This is a genomic window from Blastococcus sp. SYSU DS0510 (genome assembly GCF_054050835.1).
The window spans coordinates 96291-118175 of the sequence record NZ_JBJHAC010000001.1; the positions used below are offsets into that span (position 1 = coordinate 96291).

Genomic DNA, 21885 nt, shown 5'->3' on the forward strand with positions numbered 1-21885 from the left:
CGCCGAGCGACCGCGTGCTGACATTGTGGGGCCGTGTCCACGTGGTCGGTCGTCGTCCCGGCGAAGCGGCTCGCGGCGGCCAAGACCCGGCTGCGGCCGCTCACCGCCGGCCCCGGCGGTGACCACGGCGCCCTGGTCCTCGCCCTGCTCGCCGACACGGTCGCCGCGGCGCTGGCCTGCCCGCGGGTGGGCTCTGTCGTCGTCGTCACCGACGAGGCGGCGTCCGCGGAGCTGGTGCGCGACCTCGGTGCCGCCGTCGTCCCCGACGAGCCCGACCGCGGCCTCAACCCCGCGCTCGAGCACGGGGCCCGGTGGGCCGGGAGCGCGCAGGTGGCCGCGCTCTCCTCCGACCTCCCGGCCCTGCGCCCCGGGGAGCTCGACGCCGCGCTGGCCGCCGCGGCGGCGGCACCCCGGTGCTTCGTGGCCGACGCCCAGGGGACGGGCACCACCCTGCTGACCGCCGCCGGGGCCCCGCTGCGCCCGCGGTTCGGCCGCGGCTCCGCGCACGCCCACGAGGCCGACGGCGCGGTCCGGCTGCCCGGCGCCTGGCCCGGCCTGCAGCGCGACGTGGACGTCCCCGCCGACCTCCGGGCCGCGCTGGAGCTCGGCGCCGGCCCGCGCACGAGCGGGCTCGTGCGGGCCTCACCGGTGCTCGCGCGCCGGGTCGGTACGGCACGATGAGGACGTGGCCCCAGAGAGCGCTCCCCGGACCGATGCCCTGCCCGCCGACCGCTACCTGAACCGGGAACTGTCCTGGCTCGACTTCAACGCGCGCGTGCTGGAGCTCGCCGAGGACGAGTCCCTGCCGCTGCTGGAGCGGGTCAAGTTCCTCGCCATCTTCGCCACCAACCTCGACGAGTTCTACATGGTGCGCATCGCCGGCCTGAAGCGCCGGCAGAACACCGGTCTCACCGTCCGCTCCCCCGACGGGCTGACCATCCGGGAGCAGCTCGAGCTGGTCACCGGTCGCACCCAGGAGCTGGTGCAGCGCCATTCCGACGTCTTCAACAAGGACGTGCTGCCGCGGCTGGAGGAGGCGGGCATCCGGCTCGTGCACTGGGAGGACCTGGCCGACCAGGACACCCGCCGGCTGCGCGACTACTTCCGCGACCAGGTGTTCCCCGTGCTCACCCCGCTCGCGGTCGACCCGGCGCACCCCTTCCCCTACATCAGCGGGCTCTCGCTGAACCTGGCGGTGTCGGTGCGCGATCCCGACACCGGCGCCCCGCGGTTCGCCCGGCTGAAGGTGCCCAACAACGTGCCGCGGTTCGTGCCGGTCGAGTCGGCGGACTCCACGGCCACCTTCCTGCCGCTCGAGGACCTCATCGCCGCCCACCTCGCCCAGCTGTTCCCGGGACTGGAGGTGATCGACCACCACTTCTTCCGGGTCACGCGAAACGCCGACCTGGAGGTGGAGGAGGACCGCGACGAGGACCTGCTGCAGGCCCTGGAGCGCGAGCTGGCCCGGCGCCGCTTCGGCCCCGCCGTCCGGCTCGAGGTGGCCGAGCCGATGGATCCGCGGATCCTCGAGGTGCTCATCTCGGAGCTGGAGGTCTCCCCCGACGACGTCGTCCACGTGCCCGGGCTGCTGGACCTCGCCTCGCTCATGGCGCTCTACGACCTGGACCGGCCGGAGCTCAAGGACGACCCGTTCGTCCCCGCCACGCACCCGCGGCTCTCCGAGGGCGAGACGCCCAAGAGCGTCTTCGCCACCCTCCGCGAGGGCGACGTGCTGGTGCACCACCCCTACCACTCGTTCGCCACGAGCGTACAGCGCTTCATCGAGCAGGCCGCGGCCGACCCGAACGTGCTCGCCATCAAGCAGACGCTGTACCGCACCTCCGGTGACTCGCCCATCGTGACCGCGCTCATCGAGGCGGCCGAGGCGGGCAAGCAGGTCGTCGTCCTCGTGGAGATCAAGGCCCGCTTCGACGAGGAGGCCAACATCAGCTGGGCCCGCTCGCTGGAGCGCGCCGGCTGCCACGTGGTCTACGGGCTGGTGGGGCTCAAGACCCACTGCAAGACGGCGCTCGTCGTCCGCCGCGAGCAGGGCGTCATCCGGCGCTACTGCCACATCGGCACGGGCAACTACAACCCGAAGACCGCCCGCATCTACGAGGACCTCGGCATCCTGACCGCCGACCCGCGGGTGGGCGCGGACCTGACCGACCTGTTCAACGTGCTCACCGGGTACTCGCGGCAGACCAACTACCGCACGCTCATGGTGGCACCGCACGGCATCCGCAACGGCCTGATCGAGAAGATCCGCCGCGAGGCCCGGCACGCCGCCGAGGGCAGCCCCTCGGGCATCCGGATGAAGGCGAACTCGATCGTCGACGAGCGGATCATCGACGCGCTCTACGAGGCCTCGCGCGCCGGCGTCCCGGTCGAGCTCTTCGTCCGCGGCATCTGCGCGCTGCGGCCCGGGGTGCCCGGCCTCTCGGAGACCATCCGGGTGCGCTCGATCGTCGGCCGCTTCCTGGAGCACTCCCGCGTCATGTCGTTCCACAACGGCGGGGACCCCGAGTGGTGGATCGGCAGCTCCGACCTCATGCACCGCAACCTCGACCGCCGCGTGGAGGTGCTGCTGCGGGTCTGCGACGAGGCGGCCCGGGCGCAGCTCCAGGAGGCCCTGGAGCCGGCGATGGGGCCCGGGGTGCGCTGCTGGGAGCTGCGCAGCGACGGCAGCTGGGAGCGGCTCGAGGGCCGGGACCACCAGGCGGTGCTGATGCGGCGGGTCCATGAGCTCGCCGGCTGAGCCCCGCACCGTCGTCGCCGCGGGCGGGGTGCTCTGGCGACCGGCCGCGGACGGCGGGATCGAGGTCGCCGTGGTGCACCGCCCGCGCTACGACGACTGGTCGCTGCCCAAGGGCAAGCTCGACGCCGGCGAGCACCCCCTGCAGGCGGCCTGCCGGGAGGTGGTCGAGGAGACCGGGCTCGCCGTGGTGGCCGGACGCCGTGCCCCGACCACCCGCTACGCCGTCGACGGCGCCCCCAAGCGCGTCGACTACTGGCTGATGCGCTGCGCCGGTGGCGAGTTCACGGCCAACGACGAGGTCGACGAGCTGCGCTGGCTCTCCCCCGACGCCGCCGCCGCGCAGGTCACCCACGAGCACGACCGGCTGGTGGTCGCCGACGCCGCGCGCACCGACGTCCCGCGCGAGGTGGGCGTGCTGCTGGTGCGCCACGGCCGCGCGGGGAGCAGGCAGGACTTCGACGGCCCCGACGACCTGCGGCCGCTGGACGCCAAGGGGGAACGCCAGGCGCGGCGGCTGGCCGAGGCGCTCCCGCTGTTCTCCCCCCGCGCGGTGGCCGCGGCACCGCCGCTGCGCTGCCGCGCGACGGTGGCGCCCCTGGCCGAGCAGGTGGGGCTCCGGGTGCACGACCGGCCCGAGTTCGGGGAGGAGTGCTTCGCGGAGGACCCGCAGGCCGCCCTCACCGCGCTCGAGCGGCTGCTCGCGGACGCCCCCGAGGCCGGGGTGACGGTGCTGTGCAGCCAGGGCGGGGCCATCCCGTCGCTGCTGCAGGCGCTCGGGGTGCACGGGCACGGCGTCCCCGGCCTCGCGCCGCCGGCCGCCAAGGGCAGCGTGTGGGCCCTCGGCGGCCGGCCGGGCGCGCTGGTGGCCGACTACTACCGCGACCTCGAGCCCGACCCCGACGCGCCCCGTTAAGCCGGCAGCGCGGGCAGCGCCTTGGGCAACCAGGCGGGGCGCCGCCCCTCGTAGGCCTCGACGTCGTCCAGGTGCCGCTCGGTGAGGCCGACGTCGTCGAGCCCTTCCAGCAGCCGCCAGCGGGTGTAGTCGTCGGCCTCGAACGGCACCGCGGTGTCGCCGTAGGTGATCTGCTTGGCCTGCAGGTCCACGGTCACCTGGGTGGTGGGGTCGGCCTCGGCGGCCGCCCACAGCACCTCCACCTGCTCCTGCGGCAGCACGACGGTGAGCAGCCCGGCCTTGGTGGAGTTGTTCTTGAAGATGTCGGCGAAGCGCGAGCTGATCACCACGCGGAAGCCGCCGTCCAGCAGCGCCCAGACGGCGTGCTCGCGGGAGGAGCCGGTGCCGAAGTCGGGGCCGGTGACGAGGATCGAGGCGTCGGCGTACTCGGGCTTGTTGAGCACGAAGTCCGGCTCGTTGGTGCGCCAGGCGACGAACAGCCCGTCCTCGAACCCGGTACGGGTGATCCGCTTGAGGTACTCGGCCGGGATGATCTGGTCGGTGTCGACGGCGCTGCGGCGCAGCGGTGCGACGGTGCCGGTGTGGGTGGTGAAGGCGTCCACGGGGTCAGGCTCCGATCAGGTCGGCGGGGGCCGTGAGGCGGCCGGTGAGCGCGGTGGCGGCGGCCACGGACGGTGAGACCAGGTGGGTGCGCCCGCCCTTGCCCTGCCGGCCCTGGAAGTTGCGGTTGCTCGTCGAGGCGGAGCGCTCACCCGGCTTGAGCTGGTCGGGGTTCATGCCCAGGCACATCGAGCAGCCGGCGCCGCGCCACTCCGCCCCCGCGTCGACGAAGACCCGGTCGAGCCCCTCGGCCTCGGCCTGGTTCTTCACGCCGACCGAGCCGGGGACGACGAGCATCCGCGTGCTCGGGTCGATCTTCTTGCCCCGCAGCATCTCGGCGGCGACGCGGAGGTCCTCGATCCGCCCGTTGGTGCAGGAGCCGAGGAAGACCGTGTCGACCTCGATCTCGGTGAGCGGGGTGCCCGGGGTCAGCCCCATGTAGGCCAGCGCCTGCTCGGCGGCCCGCCGCTCCCCCTCGTCGGCCATCTCCGCCGGGTCGGGGACGCGCTCGCTGATCGGCAGGCCCTGGCCGGGGTTGGTGCCCCAGGTGACGAACGGCGTCAGCGTCGAGGCGTCCAGGACGACCTCGCTGTCGAACACCGCGGCTTCGTCGGTGCGCAGCGTCGACCAGTACTCCACCGCGGCGTCCCAGTCCGCGCCCTGGGGGGCGTGCGGCCGCCCCTGCAGGAAGTCGAAGGTGGTCCGGTCGGGGGCGATCAGCCCGGCGCGGGCACCGGCCTCGATCGACATGTTGCAGATCGTCATGCGGGCCTCCATCGACAGCGCCTCGATGGCGCTGCCGCGGTACTCGATGACGTGGCCGGCGGCGCCGTTGGTGCCGATCTGCGCGATGACGGCCAGGATGATGTCCTTCGCCGAGACGCCGGGCGCCAGCTCGCCGTCCACGGTGACCGCCATCTGCTTCGGGCGGTACTGCGGGAGCGTCTGGGTGGCCAGCACGTGCTCGACCTCGCTGGTGCCGATGCCGAAGGCCAGCGCACCGAACGCGCCGTGCGTGGAGGTGTGGCTGTCGCCGCAGACGATGGTCATGCCGGGCTGGGTCAGCCCCAGCTGCGGGCCGATGACGTGCACGATGCCCTGGTCGCGGTCGCCCATGGGCGCCAGCCGGATGCCGAACTCGGCGGCGTTGCGGCGCAGCGCGTCGACCTGCGCCCGGCTGACCGGGTCGGCGATGGGCTTCAGGATGTCCAGGGTCGGGACGTTGTGGTCCTCGGTCGCCATCGTCAGGTCGGGCCGCCGCACCGTGCGCCCGGCCGCCCGGAGGCCGTCGAAGGCCTGCGGGCTGGTCACCTCGTGCACGAGGTGGAGGTCGATGTAGAGCAGGTCGGGCTCCCCCGACGTGCTGCGCACGACATGGGCGTCGTAGACCTTCTCGGCCAGGGTCTTCGGCACGGGCGCGTCCCCTTCGGGTGACTGGTCGATCCCGAGTTGACTGTCTCACTCTGCGGGATGCGAGTATTGCTGTGTGGGACAGCCTAACCCGGTCGCGGTTCTGGACAAAGCGGTGTCGATCCTGCACGCCGTGGCGCACGAGCCGGCCACCCTCGCGGAGCTCGTCGCGCGCACCGGTCTGCCCCGGGCGACCGCCCACCGGCTGGCCGTCGCGCTGGAGGGGCACCGCCTCGTCCGGCGCACCGAGAGCGGCAGCTGGGCGCCCGGCCCGGCGCTGGCCGAGCTGGGGCGCGGCACGGCCGACATCGGCGAGATCGCCTCCCGCCACCTGGTCACCCTGCGCGACGTCACCGGCGAGAGCGCGCAGTTCTACGTGCGCGACGGCGCGACCCGCGTGTGCGTCGCCGCGGCGGAGCGCACCAGCGGGCTGCGGGACACCGTCCCGGTCGGTGCGCGCCTGCCCATGACGGCGGGATCCGCGGCCCACGCGCTGCTGGCCTTCATGCCCGCCGACGAGGTGACCCGGCTGCTGCCCTCGGCCAGCTTCACCGCGCGCACGCTGCTCGACGTCCGCCGCCGCGGCTGGGCCCACAGCGTGGCCGAGCGGGAGCCCGGCGTCGCCTCCCTGTCCGCGCCCGTGCGCGACGGCGGCGGGTCGGTGCTCGGCGCCGTCTCCATCTCCGGCCCGGTGGAGCGGCTGGGCCGCCGGCCCAGCCCGGAGGTCGTCGGCGCGGTGCTGGACGCCGCGACGGCGATCTCCCGCTCCGCACGCTGACGCCTCGGTAGCACCGCGTTCGAGCACGTGTCGGCGCGCCCGCCAGCCCCTCGAGGCCGCCCCGGGAACGGCGAGAGCCCCCGACCGGGTGGTCGGGGGCTCTCGGTCGCGTAGCCCCGAAGGGATTCGAACCCTCGCTACCGCCGTGAGAGGGCGGCGTCCTGGGCCGCTAGACGACGGGGCCGTGCTGTGGTGCGGTACTGCAAGAGGAACCAGGCTTCCTCGCTGGGGTACCAGGACTCGAACCTAGACTAACGGAACCAGAAACCGTCGGGCTGCCAATTACCCCATACCCCATGGGTAGCACCTCGCGGCGCCGGGAAGAACTGTACCCGACGCCGCGGAGGCGGGTCGCACCACCCCCCGGTCGGCGGGTCAGCGGGCCGGGACGGAGACCGCGGGCGGGTGCCGCAGGTCCAGGGCGGGCGTGCGCAGCTCGGGCTGCGCCCGCCGCCGCCAGCGGGCGACGAGCAGGACGAAACCGCCGAAGCCGGCGACGGTCAGGGCGAGCGACACCGGGACGAGCCCCGCCGGCACCACGTCCGTGGTCACCGCGTCCCCCAGCAGGGCGACCAGCACGAACAGCACCACGTTGTTGACCGCGTGCATCACCACGGCCGCCTCGATGCCGCCGGTCAGCCACACCACGGCCGAGGCGGCGAGGGCGAAGGCGAAGCGGTCGAGGAACGTGGCGAGGTCCGGCGGCAGGTGGGCGAGGGAGAAGAGCGCGCCGGTCACCACCGCGGCGACCACCGCCCCCGTGCGGGGGGCGCTGATCCAGCCGGCGACCGCCTGGCTGAGGTAGCCGCGGAAGAGGTACTCCTCCGCCGCCGACTGCAGCGGTGTGGTGAACAGGACCACCACCAGCAGCCAGCCCCACGACGGGACCGGCCCGGTCACCTCCGCGCCCCCCACGGTCACGCCCACGAGCACCGACAGCCCGATGACGACGCCGATCGAGGCCAGTGCCAGCACGGTCAGGCGGGGCAGCAGCCGCCACCGGAACCGGGCCAGCACCGACGACGACCAGCCTGTGCCCATGCCGTGCGCCACGGCCCAGGCCAGCCACACCACCGGGATGCCCACGACCAGGGTCGCGTTCGTGACCAGCAGGGTGCCGGGGTCGGTGAGCTCGATGAGGGTCAGGTCGGGGCTGATCCCGGTGAGGATGCCGAGGACGCCGAGCAGCGCCCCCGCCACGAGGAAGACCACCCCGAGCAGGAGCAGCCCCAGCAACGGCCGCCACCAGGCCCAGTCGCGCGAGCGCATCGCCCGCAGGAACGACGTCGGCTCGTCGTGCGGCGGCGTGCCCGGCGGGAGGGCCCACCCGGCCGGTGGCGCCGGCGGGTGGGGGACCCACGCACCCGCCGGGAACGGCGGGTGGGCCCCCGGCGGGAACGGTGCCGGGGGGTACGGACCCGCCGGGGGTCCACCCGGCGGCCCGGGCCACGGCGCGACCGGGAACCGCCCCGGCTCCGGGCGCAGCGTGGGCGGCGGCCCGGCGTACGGCTCCTCGACCGGACCCCCGCCGGCCGCCGGCGAGGTCATCCCGCCGACGCCACCGTGCGCGCAGCGGCCAGCCGGGCCAGCGTCCGGTCGCGGCCCAGCAGCTCCATCGACTCGTACAGCGGCGGGGAGACAGTGCGCCCGCTGACGGCGACCCGGACCGGGCCGAACGCCTGCCGCGGCTTGCGCCCCAGCCCGTCGACGAGCGCCGCCTTGAGGGCCTGCTCGATGGCCGGCGTCGTCCACTCCGGCAGCTCGCCCAGCGCCGCCGACGCCGCGTCCAGCACCTCGACCGCGCCGTCCCCGGAGAGCTGCTTCTCGGCGGCGGCCGGGTCGATCTGCACCTCGTCGACGAAGAGGAAGCCCAGCAGCCCGACGGCCTCGGAGAGGACCACCATGCGCTCCTGCGCCAGCGGGGCGATCGCCCGCAGCACCGCGTCCTGCTCCGCGCTGGGCGGGTCGGTGACCAGTCCGGCGGCGGCCAGGTGCGGGACCACCCGAGCGGTGAACTCCTCCACCGGGAGGGCGCGCAGGTGCGTGGCGTTGATCGCCTCGGCCTTCTTCAGGTCGAACCGCGCCGCGTTCGCGTTGACCTTCGTGACGTCGAAGGCCTCGACCATCTCGGCCACCGAGAAGATGTCCCGGTCCTCGGCGATCGACCAGCCCAGCAGCGCCAGGTAGTTCACCAGGCCCTCGGGGAGGAAGCCGCGCTCCCGGTAGACGTCGAGGTTGGACGTGGGGTCGCGCTTGGAGAGCTTCTTGGTGCCCTCGCCGGTCACCAGGGGCAGGTGGCCGAAGCGCGGGGTGCCGGCGGCGACGCCGATGTCGGTGAGCGCCGCGTAGAGCGCCAGCTGCCGCGGCGTGGAGGGCAGCAGGTCCTCGCCGCGGAGGACGTCGGTGATGCCCATCAGGGCGTCGTCGACCGGGTTCACGAAGGGGTAGAGCGGCGCGCCGTTGCCCCGCACCAGCACGAAGTCGGGCACCGCGCCGGCGGCGAAGCGCACCTCGCCGCGCACCAGGTCGGTCCAGGTGAGGTCCTCGTCCGGCATCCGGAGGCGCAGCACCGGCTGGCGGCCCTCGTCGCGGTAGGCCGCCTTCTGGGCGTCGGTGAGGAAGCGGTCGTAGTTGTCGTAGCCGAGCTTCGGGTCCTGGCCGGACGCCCGGCGCCGGGCGTCGACCTCCTCGTTGGTGGAGAAGGATTCGTAGGCGTGCCCGGACTCGAGCAGCTTGGCGGCCACCTCGCGGTAGACGTCCTGCCGCTCCGACTGCCGGTACGGCCCGTGGGGCCCACCGACCTCCGGGCCCTCGTCCCAGTCCAGGCCCAGCCAGCGCAGGCTGTCGAGCAGGTGCCGGTAGGACTCCTCGGAGTCGCGGGCGGCGTCGGTGTCCTCGATGCGGAAGACGAACGTGCCGCCGTGGTGGCGGGCGTGCGCCCAGTTGAACAGCGCCGTGCGGATGAGCCCGACGTGCACCAGCCCGGTCGGCGACGGGCAGAAGCGGGTGCGGACCGCTCCGGTCGGGGTGGTGGGTGGGACAGCCGTGGCCGTCATCGGGCGCCACCGGCGGTGGAGACGGCGTCGGCCGCCGTCACCGAGTTGGTGAGCGTGCCGAGGCCCTGGACGGCGCAGGTGACGGTCTGGCCCGGGCGGATCGGCCCGACGCCGGACGGCGTGCCGGTGAGGACGACGTCGCCGGGCAGGAGGGTCATCACCTGCGAGATGTAGGAGATCAGCGTGGGGATGTCGAACAGCAGCTGGCTGGTGCGCCCGGTCTGGCGGCGCTCGTCGTCGACGTCGCAGGTCACCTCGAGGTCCGCGGCGTCCAGGCCGATGCCGGCCAGGTCGGTCTCGATCCACGGCCCCAGCGGGCAGAAGGAGTCGAAGCCCTTGGCGCGGGTCCACTGCCCGTCGCTCCTCTGCATGTCCCGCTCGGTGACGTCGTTGGCGATCGTGTAGCCGAACACGCTGCCCATCGCCTGCTCCGGCGTCACGTTGCGGGCCCCGCGCGCGCCGATCACCACGGCGAGCTCGGCCTCGTGGTGCACGTTGGTGCTGCCCGCCGGGATGCGGATCGCGTCGCCGGGGCCGATGACCGAGGTGGAGGGCTTGAGGAACAGCAGCGGCTGCCGCGGGGCGTCGCCGGTGCCCATCTCCTTGACGTGCTCGGCGTAGTTCTTGCCGACGCACACCACCTTGCTCGGGAGGATCGGCGAGAGCAGCCGGATGTCGGCCTGGGCGAAGCGGGCGCCGGTGAAGGAGATCTGGCCGAAGGGGTGGCCCTCGATCTGGGCCACCTGACCGTCTCCGTCGAGGACGCCGAAGGACATGCCCTGGGGGGAGGCGAAACGGACGATGCGCACGAGCCGAGGTTAGTCGCGCCCTCTCCTGCCTACCGTGCACCCATGGCCTGCCGGTTCAGCGAGCTCGTCGTCGACAGCCGGGACCCCGAGTCCCTCGCCGCCTTCTGGGCGGCGGTGCTGGACTACCGGGTCGTGGGGCGGGAGGACGACGGCGCCGTCGAGATCGGCCCGGAGGCCGGTTTCGGCGGGCCCGCGCCCACGCTGGTCTTCGTGCCGGTCACCGACCCGACACCGGGGAAGGTGCGCCTGCACATCGACGTCAGCCCGACCGACCGCGACCAGGACGCCGAGCTCCAGCGGCTGCTCGGGCTGGGCGCGACGCCGGCCGACGTCGGCCAGTCCGACGACGCGACCTGGCAGGTCCTCGCCGACCCGGAGGGCAACGAGTTCTGCCTGCTGAGGACCCGGCTGGACCCCGTGTGACGGGCGGCCGCCGGCGGCACCAGGTCTTCCGCAGGGCAGTCGGTCTCTGCCCCGCCGGTGTGGGCAGAGCGCTACTGCCGGCAGCTCGTCCCCAGGGGGACGGTTCCCCGGGTCGTGGGGAACGGCAACTGGCCGCGGCGTCGGCCGGAGGCCGACAATGACCCCGTGATCCTCATCGTCGTGAAGTTCCCCGTCCGTCCCGAGCGCGCCGACGAGTGGACCGGGCTGGCCGCCGACTACGCCCGCGCGGTCAACGCCGAGGAGGGTTCGCTGTTCTTCGAGTGGTCGCGCAGCCTGGAGGAGCCGCACACCTTCGTCTGCGTCGAGGGTTTCCGGGACGCCGACGCGGGCGCCGCCCACGTGTCCACCGACGCCTTCAAGCGCTTCGTCGAGCAGGCGCCCGACCTGGTCTCCGCGCAGCCGCAGATCATCTACGTGGACGCACCCGACGTCAGCGGCTGGGGCCCGATGGGCGAGATCCAGCCGCGCTGACCGGGTGAAGCCCTTCCTGCTGCTCTCCTCCCGCCCCGAGGACGAGGCCGCGGACGGGGAGCTCGCCTCGTTCCTCCGCTGCACAGCGCTGCCCGCCGGGCGGCTGCACCGGATCCGGCTCGAGGCCGGGCCGCTGCCGGCGCTCGACCTCGACGGCTACGCCGGCGTCTTCCTCGGCGGCGGGCCGTTCAACTCCTCCGACGAGGACAAGTCCGCCGTCCAGGTGCGGGTGGAGCGCGACGTCGGCCGCCTGCTGGACGAGATCGTCGACCGGGACCTGCCCTTCTTCGGCGCCTGTTACGGGATCGGCACCCTCGGCACCCACCAGGGCGGTGTCGTCGACCGCACGTTCGGGGAGCCGGTGTCGGCGGTGGAGGTGGCCCTCACCCCGGACGGCCGGGAGGACCCCCTGCTCGCCGGCGTGCCCGACCGCTTCACCGCCTTCGTCGGCCACAAGGAGGCGTGCCGCGTGCTGCCGCCCACCGCCGTGCTGCTGGCCTCCTCGGCGACCTGCCCGGTGCAGATGTTCAAGGTGAAGCAGAACGTCTACGCCACCCAGTTCCACCCCGAGCTCGACGTCGCCGCGATCGTCGCGCGGGTGCGCATCTACCAGCACGCCGGCTACTTCGCGCCCAGCGAGGTGGAGGCGGTCGTGCGGCGCCTGACCCCCGCGGTGGTGACCGCGCCCGGCCGGCTGCTGGCGAACTTCGTCGCCCGCTACGGCTGAGGCCGACCGCTACGGCTGAGGACGACCGCTACGGCTGAGGGCGACCGCTACGGCTGAGGATGACGCAGCACCGCGTAGGTCAGCGCGTCCACCAGCGCGTGCCACGAGGCCTCGACGATGTTGGCGTGGACGCCGACGGTGGTCCACTCCCCCACCCCGTCGGTGGTGTCGATGAGCACGCGGGTGGTCGCGCTGGTGCCACCCTTCCACCCGAGGATGCGGACCTTGTAGTCGGCCAGGGAGACCTCGGCCAGCTGCGGGTAGCGGTGCACCAGCGCCTGGCGGAGCGCGTTGTCGAGGGCGTTCACCGGCCCGTTGCCCTCTCCGGTGCTGATGATCCGCTCGCCGTCGACGTGCACCTTGACCGTCGCCTCGCTGACCACCACGCCGTTGCCCCAGTGCTCGACGGAGGTCCTGTAGCTCTCCAGCTCGAACAGCGGCGGCGGCGCCTCCGGCAGCTGGGAGCGCAGCAGCAGCTCGAAGGAGGCGTCGGCGGCCTCGAACGACCAGCCGTCGGCCTCGAGCACCTTGACCTGGTCGACCACCCGGCCGATAGCGTCGGTCTGGCCGGCGAGGTCCACGCCGAGCTCGCGGCCCTTCAGCTCGACCGACGCCCGGCCGGCCATCTCGGTGACGAGGATGCGCATGTCGTTGCCGACGACCGCGGGGTCGAGGTGGTTGTAGAGCTCCGGGCTGACCTTGATCGCGCTGGCGTGCAGGCCGGCCTTGTGCGCGAACGCCGAGGCGCCCACGAAGGGCTGGTGCTCGTCGGGGGCGATGTTGGCGAGCTCGGCGATGGCGTGGCTGACCCGCTGCAGCTCGGGCAGGCACTCGGCCGGCACGGCGGGGATCCCCATCTTGGTGACCAGGTTGCCGATCAGCGCGAAGGTGTCGGCGTTACCGGCCCGCTCCCCGTAGCCGTTCGCCGTCCCCTGCACGTGGGTGACCCCGGCCTCGACCGCGGCCAGGGTGTTGGCCACGGCGCACCCGGTGTCGTCCTGGCAGTGGATGCCGAGCTTCCCCTCGACCCGGGAGCGCACCTCGGCGACCACCCGGCCGACGTCCATCGGGAGCATGCCGCCGTTGGTGTCGCACAGGACGCCGACCTCGGCCCCGGCCTCGAACGCCGCCTGCAGCACCCGCACCCCGTAGTCGTGGTCGGCCGCGTAGCCGTCGAAGAAGTGCTCGCAGTCGAGGAACACCCGGCGCCCCTCGGACACCAGGTAGGCGACGGTGTCGGCGACCATCGCGAGGTTCTCCTCCAGCGTGGTGCGCAGCGCCTCCCGCACGTGGCGGACGTCGGACTTGGCGACCAGGCAGACCACCGGCGTCTGCGCGTCGAGCAGCGCGCGGACCTGCGGGTCGTCCTCGACGGCGACGCCGGCCTTGCGGGTGGCGCCGAAGGCGACCAGCTGCGCGTGCTTGAGGTGGAGCTCGGTGCGGGCCCGGGAGAAGAACTCGGTGTCCTTCGGCAGCGCGCCGGGCCAGCCGCCCTCGATGAAGCCGACCCCGATCTCGTCCAGCAGCCGGGCGACCGCGAGCTTGTCCGCGACCGAGTAGCTGATGCCCTCGCGCTGGGCGCCGTCGCGCAGCGTGGTGTCGAAGACGTGGAAGTCGGTGCTGGTCATGGGGTCTCCCGGGGCGGTGGTGGACGGCCCGAACACGAAAAAGACCCCCCGGGTACGGGAGGTCTGCGCGCAGTCGGGGAGGTGACTGCGCGCTAGGCGATGATGATCGTGCCGCTGGGGTGCATCCCGGTCAGTGAATCACAACGGGACGGCCCCGACGATGACGGCCGCCCTCAGCCGCCGGCGAGGGCGGCGATCCGGTCGCCGACGTCGGCGGTTCGGATCGTGGCGCCCGGGTCGCGTGTGGACAGGTCGAAGGCGACGGCGGCGTCGACCTTCCGCGCCTGCTCGCTGCGGCCCAGGTGCTCCAGCAGGAGGCCCACGGAGAGCACGGTGGCCGTGGGGTCGGCGATGCCCTGGCCGGCGATGTCCGGGGCGGAGCCGTGCACCGGCTCGAACATGCTCGGGTTGGTGCCCGAGGCGTCGAGGTTGCCGCTGGCCGCCAGGCCGATGCCGCCGGTCACCGCGGCCGCGACGTCGGTGACGATGTCGCCGAAGAGGTTGTCGGTGACGATCACGTCGTAGCGGCCCGGGTCGGTGATGAAGAACATCGAGGCGGCGTCGACGTGCTGGTAGGCGACGGTCACCTCCGGGAACTCGACCGACACCTCCTCCACGATCCGCGACCAGAGACCGCCGGCGTGGGTGAGCACGTTGGTCTTGTGGATCAGGGTCAGGTGCTTGCGCGGGCGGGCGACGGCCCGCTCGAAGGCGTAGCGGACGACGCGCTCCACACCGAAGGCGGTGTTGAGGCTGACCTCGGTGGCGACCTCCTGCGGGGTGTCCTTGCGCAGGACTCCGCCGTTGCCGACGTAGGGGCCCTCGGTGCCCTCGCGGACGCAGAGCATGTCGATCGGGCCGGCGTCGGCGAGCGGGCTGCGGACGCCGTCGAACAGCCGCGCGGGGCGCAGGTTGACGTGGTGGTCCAGCTCGAAGCGCAACCGCAGCAGCAGCCCGCGCTCGAGGATGCCCGGCGGGACGCTGGGGTCGCCGATGGCGCCGAGCAGGATGGCGTCGTGCTGCCGGAGCTCGTCGAGCACGGCGTCGGGCAGCAGCTCGCCGGTGCGCTGCCACCGCGCGGCGCCCAGGTCGTAGGGGGTCGCCTCCAGGTCGGGGGCGACCGCGCGGAGGACCTTGAGCCCCTCCTCCACGACCTCGGGTCCGATGCCGTCTCCGGGGATCACTGCCAGGCGCATGGTCAGGGACCCTAGGTCAGAGGGTGCTCAGGTCCGCGGCCCGGGCTGCCGACGCCCCGATGCGGGCGGCGATCCGCTGGAGCAGCTCCGGTCCGACCGGGCTGTCGACGGTCACCGCCATGAGCGCCTCACCGCCCTCGTCGGACGGGCTCACCTGGGCGCCGGCGATGTTGACCCCGGCCTCCCCCAGCTCGGCGCCGACCGCGCCGACCACCCCGGGGCGGTCGGCGTAGACGAAGAACAGCAGGTGCCCGGAGGCGGCGAGGTCGATCTCGAAGCCGGCGACCTCGGTCAGCCGCGGCGCCTGGTTCTTGCCGAAGAGGGTGCCGGCGACGGTGACCTGCGTGCCGTCGGCCATGGCACCGCACACCCGGACGTAGGTGCGGAACGTCGGGCTCTCGGGGTCGCTGGTGAGGACCACCTCCAGGCCCCGCTGCTCGGCGAGCAGGGGCGCGTTGACGTAGGTGACCTGCTCCTCCACCACGCCGGAGAAGACCCCCTTGAGCACCGCGAGCGGCAGCACCGAGACGTCGAACTCGGCCAGGGTGCCCCGGACCTCCACGGTGACCGACTGCGCGAGCCCGTCGGCGACGGAGGTGAAGACCCGGCCCAGCTTCTCGGCCAGCGGCAGGCCCGGCCGCACCTCCTCGGCGACGACGCCGCCGGCCTGCACGTTCACCGCATCGGGGACGAACTCGCCCCGCAGCGCCAGCCGCACCGAGCGGGCGACGGCGGTCCCGGCCTTGTCCTGCGCCTCGGCCGTCGACGCACCGAGGTGCGGCGTGACGACCGTGTTCGGGAGATCGAACAGCGGGCTGCCGGTGCACGGCTCCTCGGCGAAGACGTCGAGACCGGCGGCGCCGACCTGGCCGGTCCGCAGCGCGTCGGCCAGCGCCGCCTCGTCGACCAGGCCGCCGCGGGCGGCGTTGACGACCACCACCCCGCGCTTCGTCGCCGCGAGCTCCGCGGCTCCGATCAGGCCGAGGGTCTCCGGCGTCCTCGGCAGGTGGATGGTGAGGACGTCCGACTCCCGCAGCAGCTCCTCGAGGGAGACCAGGCGGACGCCGAGCTGGGCGGCCCGGCCGGGCTGGATGTAGGGGTCGTGCGCGACCAGCTCGACGTCGAAGGCCGCGAGGCGCTGCGCGACGAGCTGGCCGATGCGGCCGAGGCCGACCACGCCGACGGTCTTGCCGGCGAGCTCGACCCCCGTGAAGGCGGACCGGTCCCACCTGCCCGCGCGCAGGGACGCGTCGGCGGCCGGGATGTGCCGGGCGGCGGCCAGCAGCAGCGCGACGGCGTGCTCCGCGGCGCTGACGACGTTCGCGGTCGGTGCGTTCACCACCAGCACGCCGCGCCCGGTGGCGGCGGCGACGTCGACGTTGTCCAGGCCGATGCCCGCCCGGGCGACGACCTGCAGGCGCGGGGCCGCGGCCAGCGCCTCGGCGTCGATCCGGGTGGCGCTGCGGATGACGACGGCCGCCGCCTCGGCCAGCGCAGGGAGCAGCTCCGCTCGGTCGGCGCCGTCGACGTGCCGGATCTCGACGTCGGTCCCGAGCGCCCCGAGCGCGCAGGGCGCCAGCTCCTCGGCGATCAGGACGACGGGTGCGGTCGTGGTCACGAGAGGAGAGCCTAGGGACGCAGCGGCTCACCCGGGGGTCCTTGCCCCCGCCCGGCGGCACCGACATCCTGGCTTGCGAAGCCGGTGCACGCCCGCCGCGACGGAGGAGAACAGTGAGCCAGTCCGACGACGAGGGTCGTCCCGAGTCCCAGCCGCACGGTGCCGGCAGCGGTCCGGAGCCCGGCCGGCCCTCCTACGAGCAGCAGTACGGCGGCCAGGGCGAGTACGGGCAGCAGTACGGCCAGCAGCCGCAGTACGGGCAGCCGCAGTTCGGGCAGCAACCGCAGTACGGCCAGGGCGGCTACGGGCAGGACCAGTACGGGCAGCAGCCGCAGTACGCGCAGCCCGGCTACCCCCAGCAGTACGGCGCCCCCGGCTACCCCCAGCAGTACGGCGACCCGGGTGTCCCCGCGAAGCCGGGCGGGGTGATCACGGCGGCCGTGCTCGGTCTCGTCTACGGCGCGATCGGTCTGCTCGTCACCTTCTTCCTCCTGATCATCGGCGCGGCCGCCAGCGGCGCCGGCGGCGGGCTGGACGAGGAGATCCCCGGCTTCGGTGCCATGACCGGCGCCGTCGGAGGGGCGCTGATCGTCTTCGGCGTGCTCGCGCTGGGGTGGACGGTGCTCATGGTCTGGGGCTCGATCTGGGCGCTGACCGGCCGCAGCCGGGTGCTCCTGCTGGTGGGCGGCTCGATCGCCCTGACCTTCACGACGATCGGCCTCCTCGGCAGCCTCGTCGACGGGACCGCAGGGGACGTCGTGGTCAATCTGCTCTTCTTCCTGGCGGCGCTGGCGATCGTCGTCCTGCTGTCGCTGAAGCCGGCCGGCCAGTTCTTCGCCGCCCACCGGTACCGCCGGACCGGTCGCTGAACCGGGTGCCTCCGGCCGGAGCGATCCGCTCGGGGGTGCCCGACTTCCGCGCCGGTGTGACCATCCCTACGACACGTCCGCGGCTATCGCGCCGGGGACCCCGAGCAGGAGGAAGCCACCATGTCCAGCCCTACCGGTTCCGATCCCGACCACCCGCAGGGGGGTTCGCCGCAGGGCCAGCCGGGCTGGGGCCCGCCGCCCGGCCAGCAGCCCGGCCAGGGCTACGGCCAGCAGCCCGGCCAGGGGTACGGCCAGCAGCCCGCCCCGCAGTACGGCCAGGGCTACGGCCAGCAGCCGGGCGGCTACCCCAGCGCCCCTCCCGGCTACGGTCAGGCGCCCGGCGGTCAGCGCCCGGGTCAGGTCACCGCGGCCGCCGTCATCGGCGTGATCATCGGCGGCCTGGGCACGCTCGGCGGGCTGCTGACCCTCTTCGCGATCGGCGCGCTCTTCGAGATCGACGCGCTGCTCGGCATCCTGGCCCTGCTGTCGTTCGCGGCGGCCGTCGTGCTGCTCCTCGGCGGCATCCAGGTGCTGCGCGGGCAGGACCCCAAGCTGCTGCTGCTGGGCAGCTACGCGTCCATCGCGCTGCAGCTGCTGTACCTGCTCTGGAGCCTGGTGCAGGAGGAGGGCTTCGTCTTCACCGGCCTGCTGGGCTTCGTGCTGCCGATCCTCATCGTCGTGCTGCTGCGCACCGAGCAGTCCCGGCAGTACTTCGCCTCGCGCGGTCAGTCCGTCTGACCTCCCGCCGCACGAGAACGGCCCCCGCTGCCTGCGCAGCGGGGGCCGTGCCACGTGGTGGAACGGCCACCCTTCAGGGTCCCGCGCCGAGCCTGCGAGGCGTGGGGGGGAAGGGTGGTCCTTCCTCAGTTCCGGGCGGCGGTCCCGGTGTAGTCGTCGGACGCCGACACCCAGCTCATGAGCCCGCGCAGCTTGCGCCCGGTCTCCTCGATGGGGTGCGCCTCGGCGGCGGCCCGCTTGGCCCTGAAGTCCGGCGCCCCGGCGTCCTGGTCGGCGATGAAGGCGGCGGCCCAGGAGCCGTCCTTGATCGCGTCGAGGACCTCCTTCATCGACTCCTTGACGCGGGCGTCGATGACCTTGGGGCCGGAGGTGTAGTCGCCGTACTCGGCGGTGTCGGACACCGACCAGCGCTGCTTGGCGATGCCGCCCTCGTACATGAGGTCGACGATCAGCTTCAGCTCGTGCAGGCACTCGAAGTAGGCGACCTCGGGCTGGTAGCCGGCCTCGGTCAGCGTCTCGAACCCGGCGGTGATCAGCGCGCTCGCGCCACCGCAGAGCACGGCCTGCTCGCCGAACAGGTCGGTCTCGGTCTCCTCGGCGAAGGTCGTCTTGATGACGCCGGCGCGGGCACCGCCGATGCCCTTGGCGTAGGAGAGCGCGAGCTGCAGGGCGTTGCCGCTGGCGTCCTGCTCGACCGCGACCAGGCAGGGCACCCCCTTGCCGTTCTCGAACTCGCGGCGCACCAGGTGGCCCGGGCCCTTGGGGGCGACCATCGCGACGTCGACGCCGGCCGGGGGCTTGATGTAGCCGAAGCGGATGTTGAAGCCGTGGCCGAAGAACAGCGCGTCGCCGTCCTGCAGGTTGGGCTCCACCGACTCGGCGTAGAGGTGCCGCTGGACGTGGTCCGGCGCCAGGATCATGATCAGGTCGGCCTCGGCGGCCGCCTCGGCGGGCGTGACCACCCGCAGACCCTCGGCCTCGGCCTTGGCCCGGCTCTTGCTGCCCTCGGGCAGGCCGACGCGGACGTCGACGCCGGAGTCGCGCAGCGACAGCGCGTGGGCGTGGCCCTGGCTGCCGTAGCCCAGGACGGCGACGGTCCGCCCCTGGATGATCGAGAGGTCGGCGTCGTCGTCGTAGAAGATCTCGGCGGCCATGCGGTAGGTGCTCCTTCGATTGGTGAGGTGCTGGAACGGCCCCCTCGCAGGGCCCCGCGGGGTGCGGAGCGCCTCGTGGGGGGCGAGGGGGTCCTTCGTCAGGCGGTGCGCTCGACCGGCCGCAAGGTACCGGCGCCGCTCATGGCGCGCGGGCCCCGGCCCAGGGCCACGGTGCCCGACTGGGCCATCTCCTTGATGCCGAGCGGTGCGAGCACCGCCAGCAGCGCCTGCAGCTTGTCGGGCGTCCCGGTCGCCTCGAGCGTCACCGTGTCCGGGTTGACGTCGACGACGCGGGCCCGGAAGAGCTCCGCGGTCTGCAGCACCTGGGTGCGCTCGGCCATCGGCGCGCGCACCTTGACGAGCAGGAGCTCGCGCTGCACGGCGGCCTCGCCGTCCAGCTCGACGATCTTGATGATCTCGATGAGCTTGTTCAGCTGCTTGGTGATCTGCTCGAGCGGCTGGCTCTCCGCGTCGACGACGATCGTCATGCGGGACAGGTCGGGGTTCTCGGTCGGCCCGACGGCGAGGGACTCGATGTTGAACCCGCGGCGGCTGAACAGCGCCGAGACGCGGGCCAGGACACCGGACTTGTTCTCGACCAGGACCGACAGGGTGTGGCGCGACATCTCACGGTTCCTTTCCAGGAAGTCGTCACCAGCGGCGGCCCCCTCCCAGGGGCCCACCGCCGAGCGGAGCGAGGTGGTGGGGAGGGAGGGTCCCTACACCTGTCCGTCGCCGAAGACCGGGCGCAGGTCGCGCGCGGCCAGGATCGCGTCGTTGCTGGCGCCCGCGGCCACCATCGGCCACACCTGGGCGTCGGCCCCCACGACGAAGTCGATGACCACCGGGGCGTCGTCGATCTCCATCGCCTTCTGGATGACCGCATCGACCTCCTCCTTGGTCTCGCACCGCAGGCCCACGCAGCCCAGCGCCTCGGCGAGCGCGACGAAGTCGGGGATGCGCACCGGCTTCGGGGTGCCGTCGGCGTTCCGCGCGTGCAGCTTGGTGTTGGAGTAGCGGCCCTCGTAGAAGAGGGTCTGCCACTGCCGGACCATGCCGAGGTTGCCGTTGTTGATGACGGCGATCTTGACCGGGATCCCCTCGATCGCGCAGGTGGCGAGCTCCTGGTTGGTCATCTGGAAGCAGCCGTCGCCGTCGATGGCCCAGACGGTGGCCTCGGGGCGGCCGTACTTGGCCCCCATCGCCGCGGGCACGGCGTAGCCCATGGTCCCGAGGCCCCCGCTGTTGAGCCAGGTGCCCGGCAGCTCGTACTTGATGAACTGCGCGGCCCACATCTGGTGCTGGCCGACGCCGGAGGTGTAGATCGCCTCCGGCCCGGCGATGGCGCCGAGCCGCTCGATCACGTACTGCGGCGACAGCGCACCGTCCTCGGGCCAGTCGTAGCCGAGCGGGTAGCGCTCGCGCCAGTCGTCCAGCTGGGCCCACCAGGCCGCCAGGTCCGGCGTGCGGCCGGCCGCGTGCTCCGCGCGCAGCGCCTCGACCAGCTGGGCGATGGTCTCCTTCGCGTCGCCCACGATCGGGACGTCGGCCTTGCGGTTCTTCCCGATCTCGGCCGGGTCGATGTCGGCGTGGATGACCTGTGCCTCGGGCGCGAAGCTGGACAGCTCCCCGGTCACCCGGTCGTCGAAGCGCGCGCCCAGCGCGACGATGAGGTCGGCCTTCTGCAACGCGGTGACCGCCGCGACGGTGCCGTGCATCCCGGGCATGCCCAGGTGCCGGGGGTCGCTGTCCGGGAACGCGCCGCGGGCCATGAGCGTGGTGACCACCGGCGCCCCGGTCAGCTCGGCGAGCGCGGCCAGCTCGTCGGTCGCCCGCGCCTTGAGCACGCCACCGCCGACGTAGAGGACCGGCCGGCGGGCGCCGGCGACGAGCGCCGCCGCCTCGCGCACCTGCTTGCCGTGCGGGCGGGTGGTCGGCTTGTAGCCGGGGAGGTCCAGCCGCGGCGGCCAGGAGAAGTCGGTGGTCGCCTGCAGGACGTCCTTGGGGATGTCGACCAGGACCGGGCCGGGCCGGCCGGTGGCGGCCAGGTGGAACGCCTCCGCGATCCGCTGCGGGATCTCCGCGGCGCTGGTGACCAGGAAGTTGTGCTTGGTGACCGGCATCGTGATGCCGCGGATGTCGGCCTCCTGGAAGGCGTCGGTGCCGATGGCGGCGCTGGGCACCTGCCCGGTGATCGCGACGATCGGGACCGAGTCCATGTAGGCGTCGGCCAGCGGGGTGACCAGGTTGGTCGCGCCCGGGCCCGACGTCGCCATGCAGACCCCGACGCGGCCGGTGGCCTGGGCGTAGCCGGTGGCGGCGTGGCCGGCGCCCTGCTCGTGGCGGACCAGCACGTGGTGCACGTGGGAGTCGAAGAGCGGGTCGTAGGCCGGGAGGATCGCGCCGCCGGGGATGCCGAAGACCACGTCGACGCCCACTGCCTCCAGGGACCGGACGAGGCTCTGCGCGCCCGTGATGCCGGTGGCCGGCTGGGCGGCGGCGTCGGCGACCGAGCGGGCCGTGGTCTCGACGCCGGTCAGCGACGCGGCGGCCTCGCGGGTGGTGGCCTCGGAGTCGGGGGCCTCGTGGGGGGTGCTGGTCATCGCGCGGGTCTCCTGTGCCTTGCGGCGTGGTACGGGCTGGTGCGACGGGCGGCGTGCTCGCTGTGCGGCGGATCACGGCCAACAAAAAACCCCTCGTGCCGCAGGCACGAAGG

General features: G+C 73.5%; 20 protein-coding genes and 2 tRNA genes. 9 read left to right on the forward strand and 13 right to left on the reverse strand.

What is annotated here, in order from left to right:
- Window positions 1-33: 33 nt before the first annotated feature.
- Genes cofC through ACI79P_RS00535 form a run of 3 tightly spaced genes read left to right on the forward strand, consistent with a single transcriptional unit; the run spans window position 34 to window position 3671 of the window.
- Complete coding sequence (gene cofC, locus ACI79P_RS00525) at window positions 34-681, forward strand: 2-phospho-L-lactate guanylyltransferase (protein ID WP_456579085.1); 648 nt, start codon at window positions 34-36, stop codon at window positions 679-681.
- 4 nt (window positions 682-685) lie between these two features.
- Window positions 686-2758 (forward strand): RNA degradosome polyphosphate kinase, encoded by a 2073-nt coding sequence (locus ACI79P_RS00530; RefSeq protein ID WP_456579086.1) that lies wholly within the window; start codon window positions 686-688, stop codon window positions 2756-2758.
- On the forward strand, window positions 2742-3671 hold the full coding sequence (locus ACI79P_RS00535) for an NUDIX hydrolase (protein ID WP_456579087.1): 930 nt from the start codon (window positions 2742-2744) through the stop codon (window positions 3669-3671). Before ACI79P_RS00530 ends, ACI79P_RS00535 begins: the two co-directional genes overlap by 17 nt.
- On the opposite strand, the gene leuD is transcribed toward ACI79P_RS00535, so the two are convergent.
- Together leuD and leuC are read right to left on the reverse strand one after the other, a co-directional pair.
- Window positions 3668-4273 (reverse strand): 3-isopropylmalate dehydratase small subunit, encoded by a 606-nt coding sequence (gene leuD, locus ACI79P_RS00540; protein WP_456579088.1) that lies wholly within the window; start codon window positions 4271-4273, stop codon window positions 3668-3670. The two genes, ACI79P_RS00535 and leuD, sit on opposite strands and share 4 nt — an antisense overlap.
- Before the next feature lie 4 nt (window positions 4274-4277).
- On the reverse strand, window positions 4278-5684 hold the full coding sequence (gene leuC / locus ACI79P_RS00545) for a 3-isopropylmalate dehydratase large subunit (protein WP_456579089.1): 1407 nt from the start codon (window positions 5682-5684) through the stop codon (window positions 4278-4280).
- Between the two features lie 73 nt (window positions 5685-5757).
- Here leuC and ACI79P_RS00550 point away from each other — a divergent pair, with 73 nt between their 5' ends.
- Window positions 5758-6459 carry an IclR family transcriptional regulator gene (locus tag ACI79P_RS00550; RefSeq protein ID WP_456579090.1) on the forward strand — a complete coding sequence of 234 codons (702 nt, stop codon included), beginning with the start codon at window positions 5758-5760 and terminating at the stop codon, window positions 6457-6459.
- Between the two features lie 111 nt (window positions 6460-6570).
- On the opposite strand, the gene ACI79P_RS00555 is transcribed toward ACI79P_RS00550, so the two are convergent.
- The 5 genes from ACI79P_RS00555 to ACI79P_RS00575 form a co-directional block, all read right to left on the reverse strand.
- A tRNA-Glu gene (locus ACI79P_RS00555) sits at window positions 6571-6643 on the reverse strand.
- Window positions 6644-6684: 41 nt separating this feature from the next.
- Window positions 6685-6756, reverse strand: a tRNA-Gln gene (locus ACI79P_RS00560).
- Between the two features lie 78 nt (window positions 6757-6834).
- Window positions 6835-7728 (reverse strand): CPBP family intramembrane glutamic endopeptidase, encoded by an 894-nt coding sequence (locus ACI79P_RS00565; protein WP_456579091.1) that lies wholly within the window; start codon window positions 7726-7728, stop codon window positions 6835-6837.
- Between the two features lie 275 nt (window positions 7729-8003).
- Window positions 8004-9515, reverse strand: a complete 1512-nt coding sequence (gene gltX, locus ACI79P_RS00570; RefSeq protein ID WP_456579092.1) for a glutamate--tRNA ligase — start codon at window positions 9513-9515, stop codon at window positions 8004-8006.
- On the reverse strand, window positions 9512-10324 hold the full coding sequence (locus tag ACI79P_RS00575) for a fumarylacetoacetate hydrolase family protein (protein ID WP_456579093.1): 813 nt from the start codon (window positions 10322-10324) through the stop codon (window positions 9512-9514). Before ACI79P_RS00575 ends, gltX begins: the two co-directional genes overlap by 4 nt.
- Window positions 10325-10366: 42 nt before the next feature.
- Here ACI79P_RS00575 and ACI79P_RS00580 point away from each other — a divergent pair, with 42 nt between their 5' ends.
- The 3 genes from ACI79P_RS00580 (at window position 10367) to ACI79P_RS00590 (ending at window position 11966) form a co-directional block, all read left to right on the forward strand.
- Window positions 10367-10747, forward strand: a complete 381-nt coding sequence (locus tag ACI79P_RS00580; RefSeq protein ID WP_456579094.1) for a VOC family protein — start codon at window positions 10367-10369, stop codon at window positions 10745-10747.
- Between the two features lie 165 nt (window positions 10748-10912).
- Window positions 10913-11239, forward strand: coding sequence for a putative quinol monooxygenase (locus tag ACI79P_RS00585; protein ID WP_456579095.1), 327 nt, complete (start codon window positions 10913-10915; stop codon window positions 11237-11239).
- A gap of 4 nt (window positions 11240-11243) precedes the next feature.
- Window positions 11244-11966 carry a glutamine amidotransferase gene (locus tag ACI79P_RS00590; protein WP_456579096.1) on the forward strand — a complete coding sequence of 241 codons (723 nt, stop codon included), beginning with the start codon at window positions 11244-11246 and terminating at the stop codon, window positions 11964-11966.
- Between the two features lie 47 nt (window positions 11967-12013).
- Here ACI79P_RS00590 and cimA read toward each other — a convergent pair whose 3' ends face one another.
- The 3 genes from cimA to serA all read right to left on the reverse strand — a co-directional run bounded on the left by cimA (window position 12014) and on the right by serA (window position 16408).
- Entirely contained in the window at window positions 12014-13594 is a 1581-nt protein-coding gene (cimA, locus tag ACI79P_RS00595; protein WP_456579097.1) for a citramalate synthase, read from the reverse strand.
- 173 nt (window positions 13595-13767) lie between these two features.
- On the reverse strand, window positions 13768-14790 hold the full coding sequence (locus ACI79P_RS00600; RefSeq protein ID WP_456579098.1) for a 3-isopropylmalate dehydrogenase: 1023 nt from the start codon (window positions 14788-14790) through the stop codon (window positions 13768-13770).
- A gap of 16 nt (window positions 14791-14806) precedes the next feature.
- A complete protein-coding gene (gene serA / locus ACI79P_RS00605) occupies window positions 14807-16408 on the reverse strand; it encodes a phosphoglycerate dehydrogenase (protein ID WP_456579099.1) in 1602 nt (533 codons plus the stop codon).
- 113 nt (window positions 16409-16521) lie between these two features.
- On the opposite strand from serA, the gene ACI79P_RS00610 reads away from it, so the two are divergent.
- Together ACI79P_RS00610 and ACI79P_RS00615 are read left to right on the forward strand one after the other, a co-directional pair.
- A complete protein-coding gene (locus tag ACI79P_RS00610) occupies window positions 16522-17277 on the forward strand; it encodes a hypothetical protein (protein ID WP_456579100.1) in 756 nt (251 codons plus the stop codon).
- A 120-nt stretch (window positions 17278-17397) separates the two neighbouring features.
- Complete coding sequence (locus ACI79P_RS00615; RefSeq protein WP_456579101.1) at window positions 17398-18015, forward strand: hypothetical protein; 618 nt, start codon at window positions 17398-17400, stop codon at window positions 18013-18015.
- A gap of 125 nt (window positions 18016-18140) precedes the next feature.
- On the opposite strand, the gene ilvC is transcribed toward ACI79P_RS00615, so the two are convergent.
- From ilvC to ACI79P_RS00630, 3 genes are all read right to left on the reverse strand, one after another.
- On the reverse strand, window positions 18141-19169 hold the full coding sequence (gene ilvC, locus ACI79P_RS00620) for a ketol-acid reductoisomerase (protein WP_456579102.1): 1029 nt from the start codon (window positions 19167-19169) through the stop codon (window positions 18141-18143).
- A 98-nt stretch (window positions 19170-19267) separates the two neighbouring features.
- On the reverse strand, window positions 19268-19795 hold the full coding sequence (ilvN, locus tag ACI79P_RS00625; RefSeq protein WP_091933248.1) for an acetolactate synthase small subunit: 528 nt from the start codon (window positions 19793-19795) through the stop codon (window positions 19268-19270).
- 93 nt (window positions 19796-19888) lie between these two features.
- Window positions 19889-21772 (reverse strand): acetolactate synthase large subunit, encoded by a 1884-nt coding sequence (locus tag ACI79P_RS00630; protein ID WP_456579103.1) that lies wholly within the window; start codon window positions 21770-21772, stop codon window positions 19889-19891.
- Between the last annotated feature and the right edge of the window lie 113 nt (window positions 21773-21885).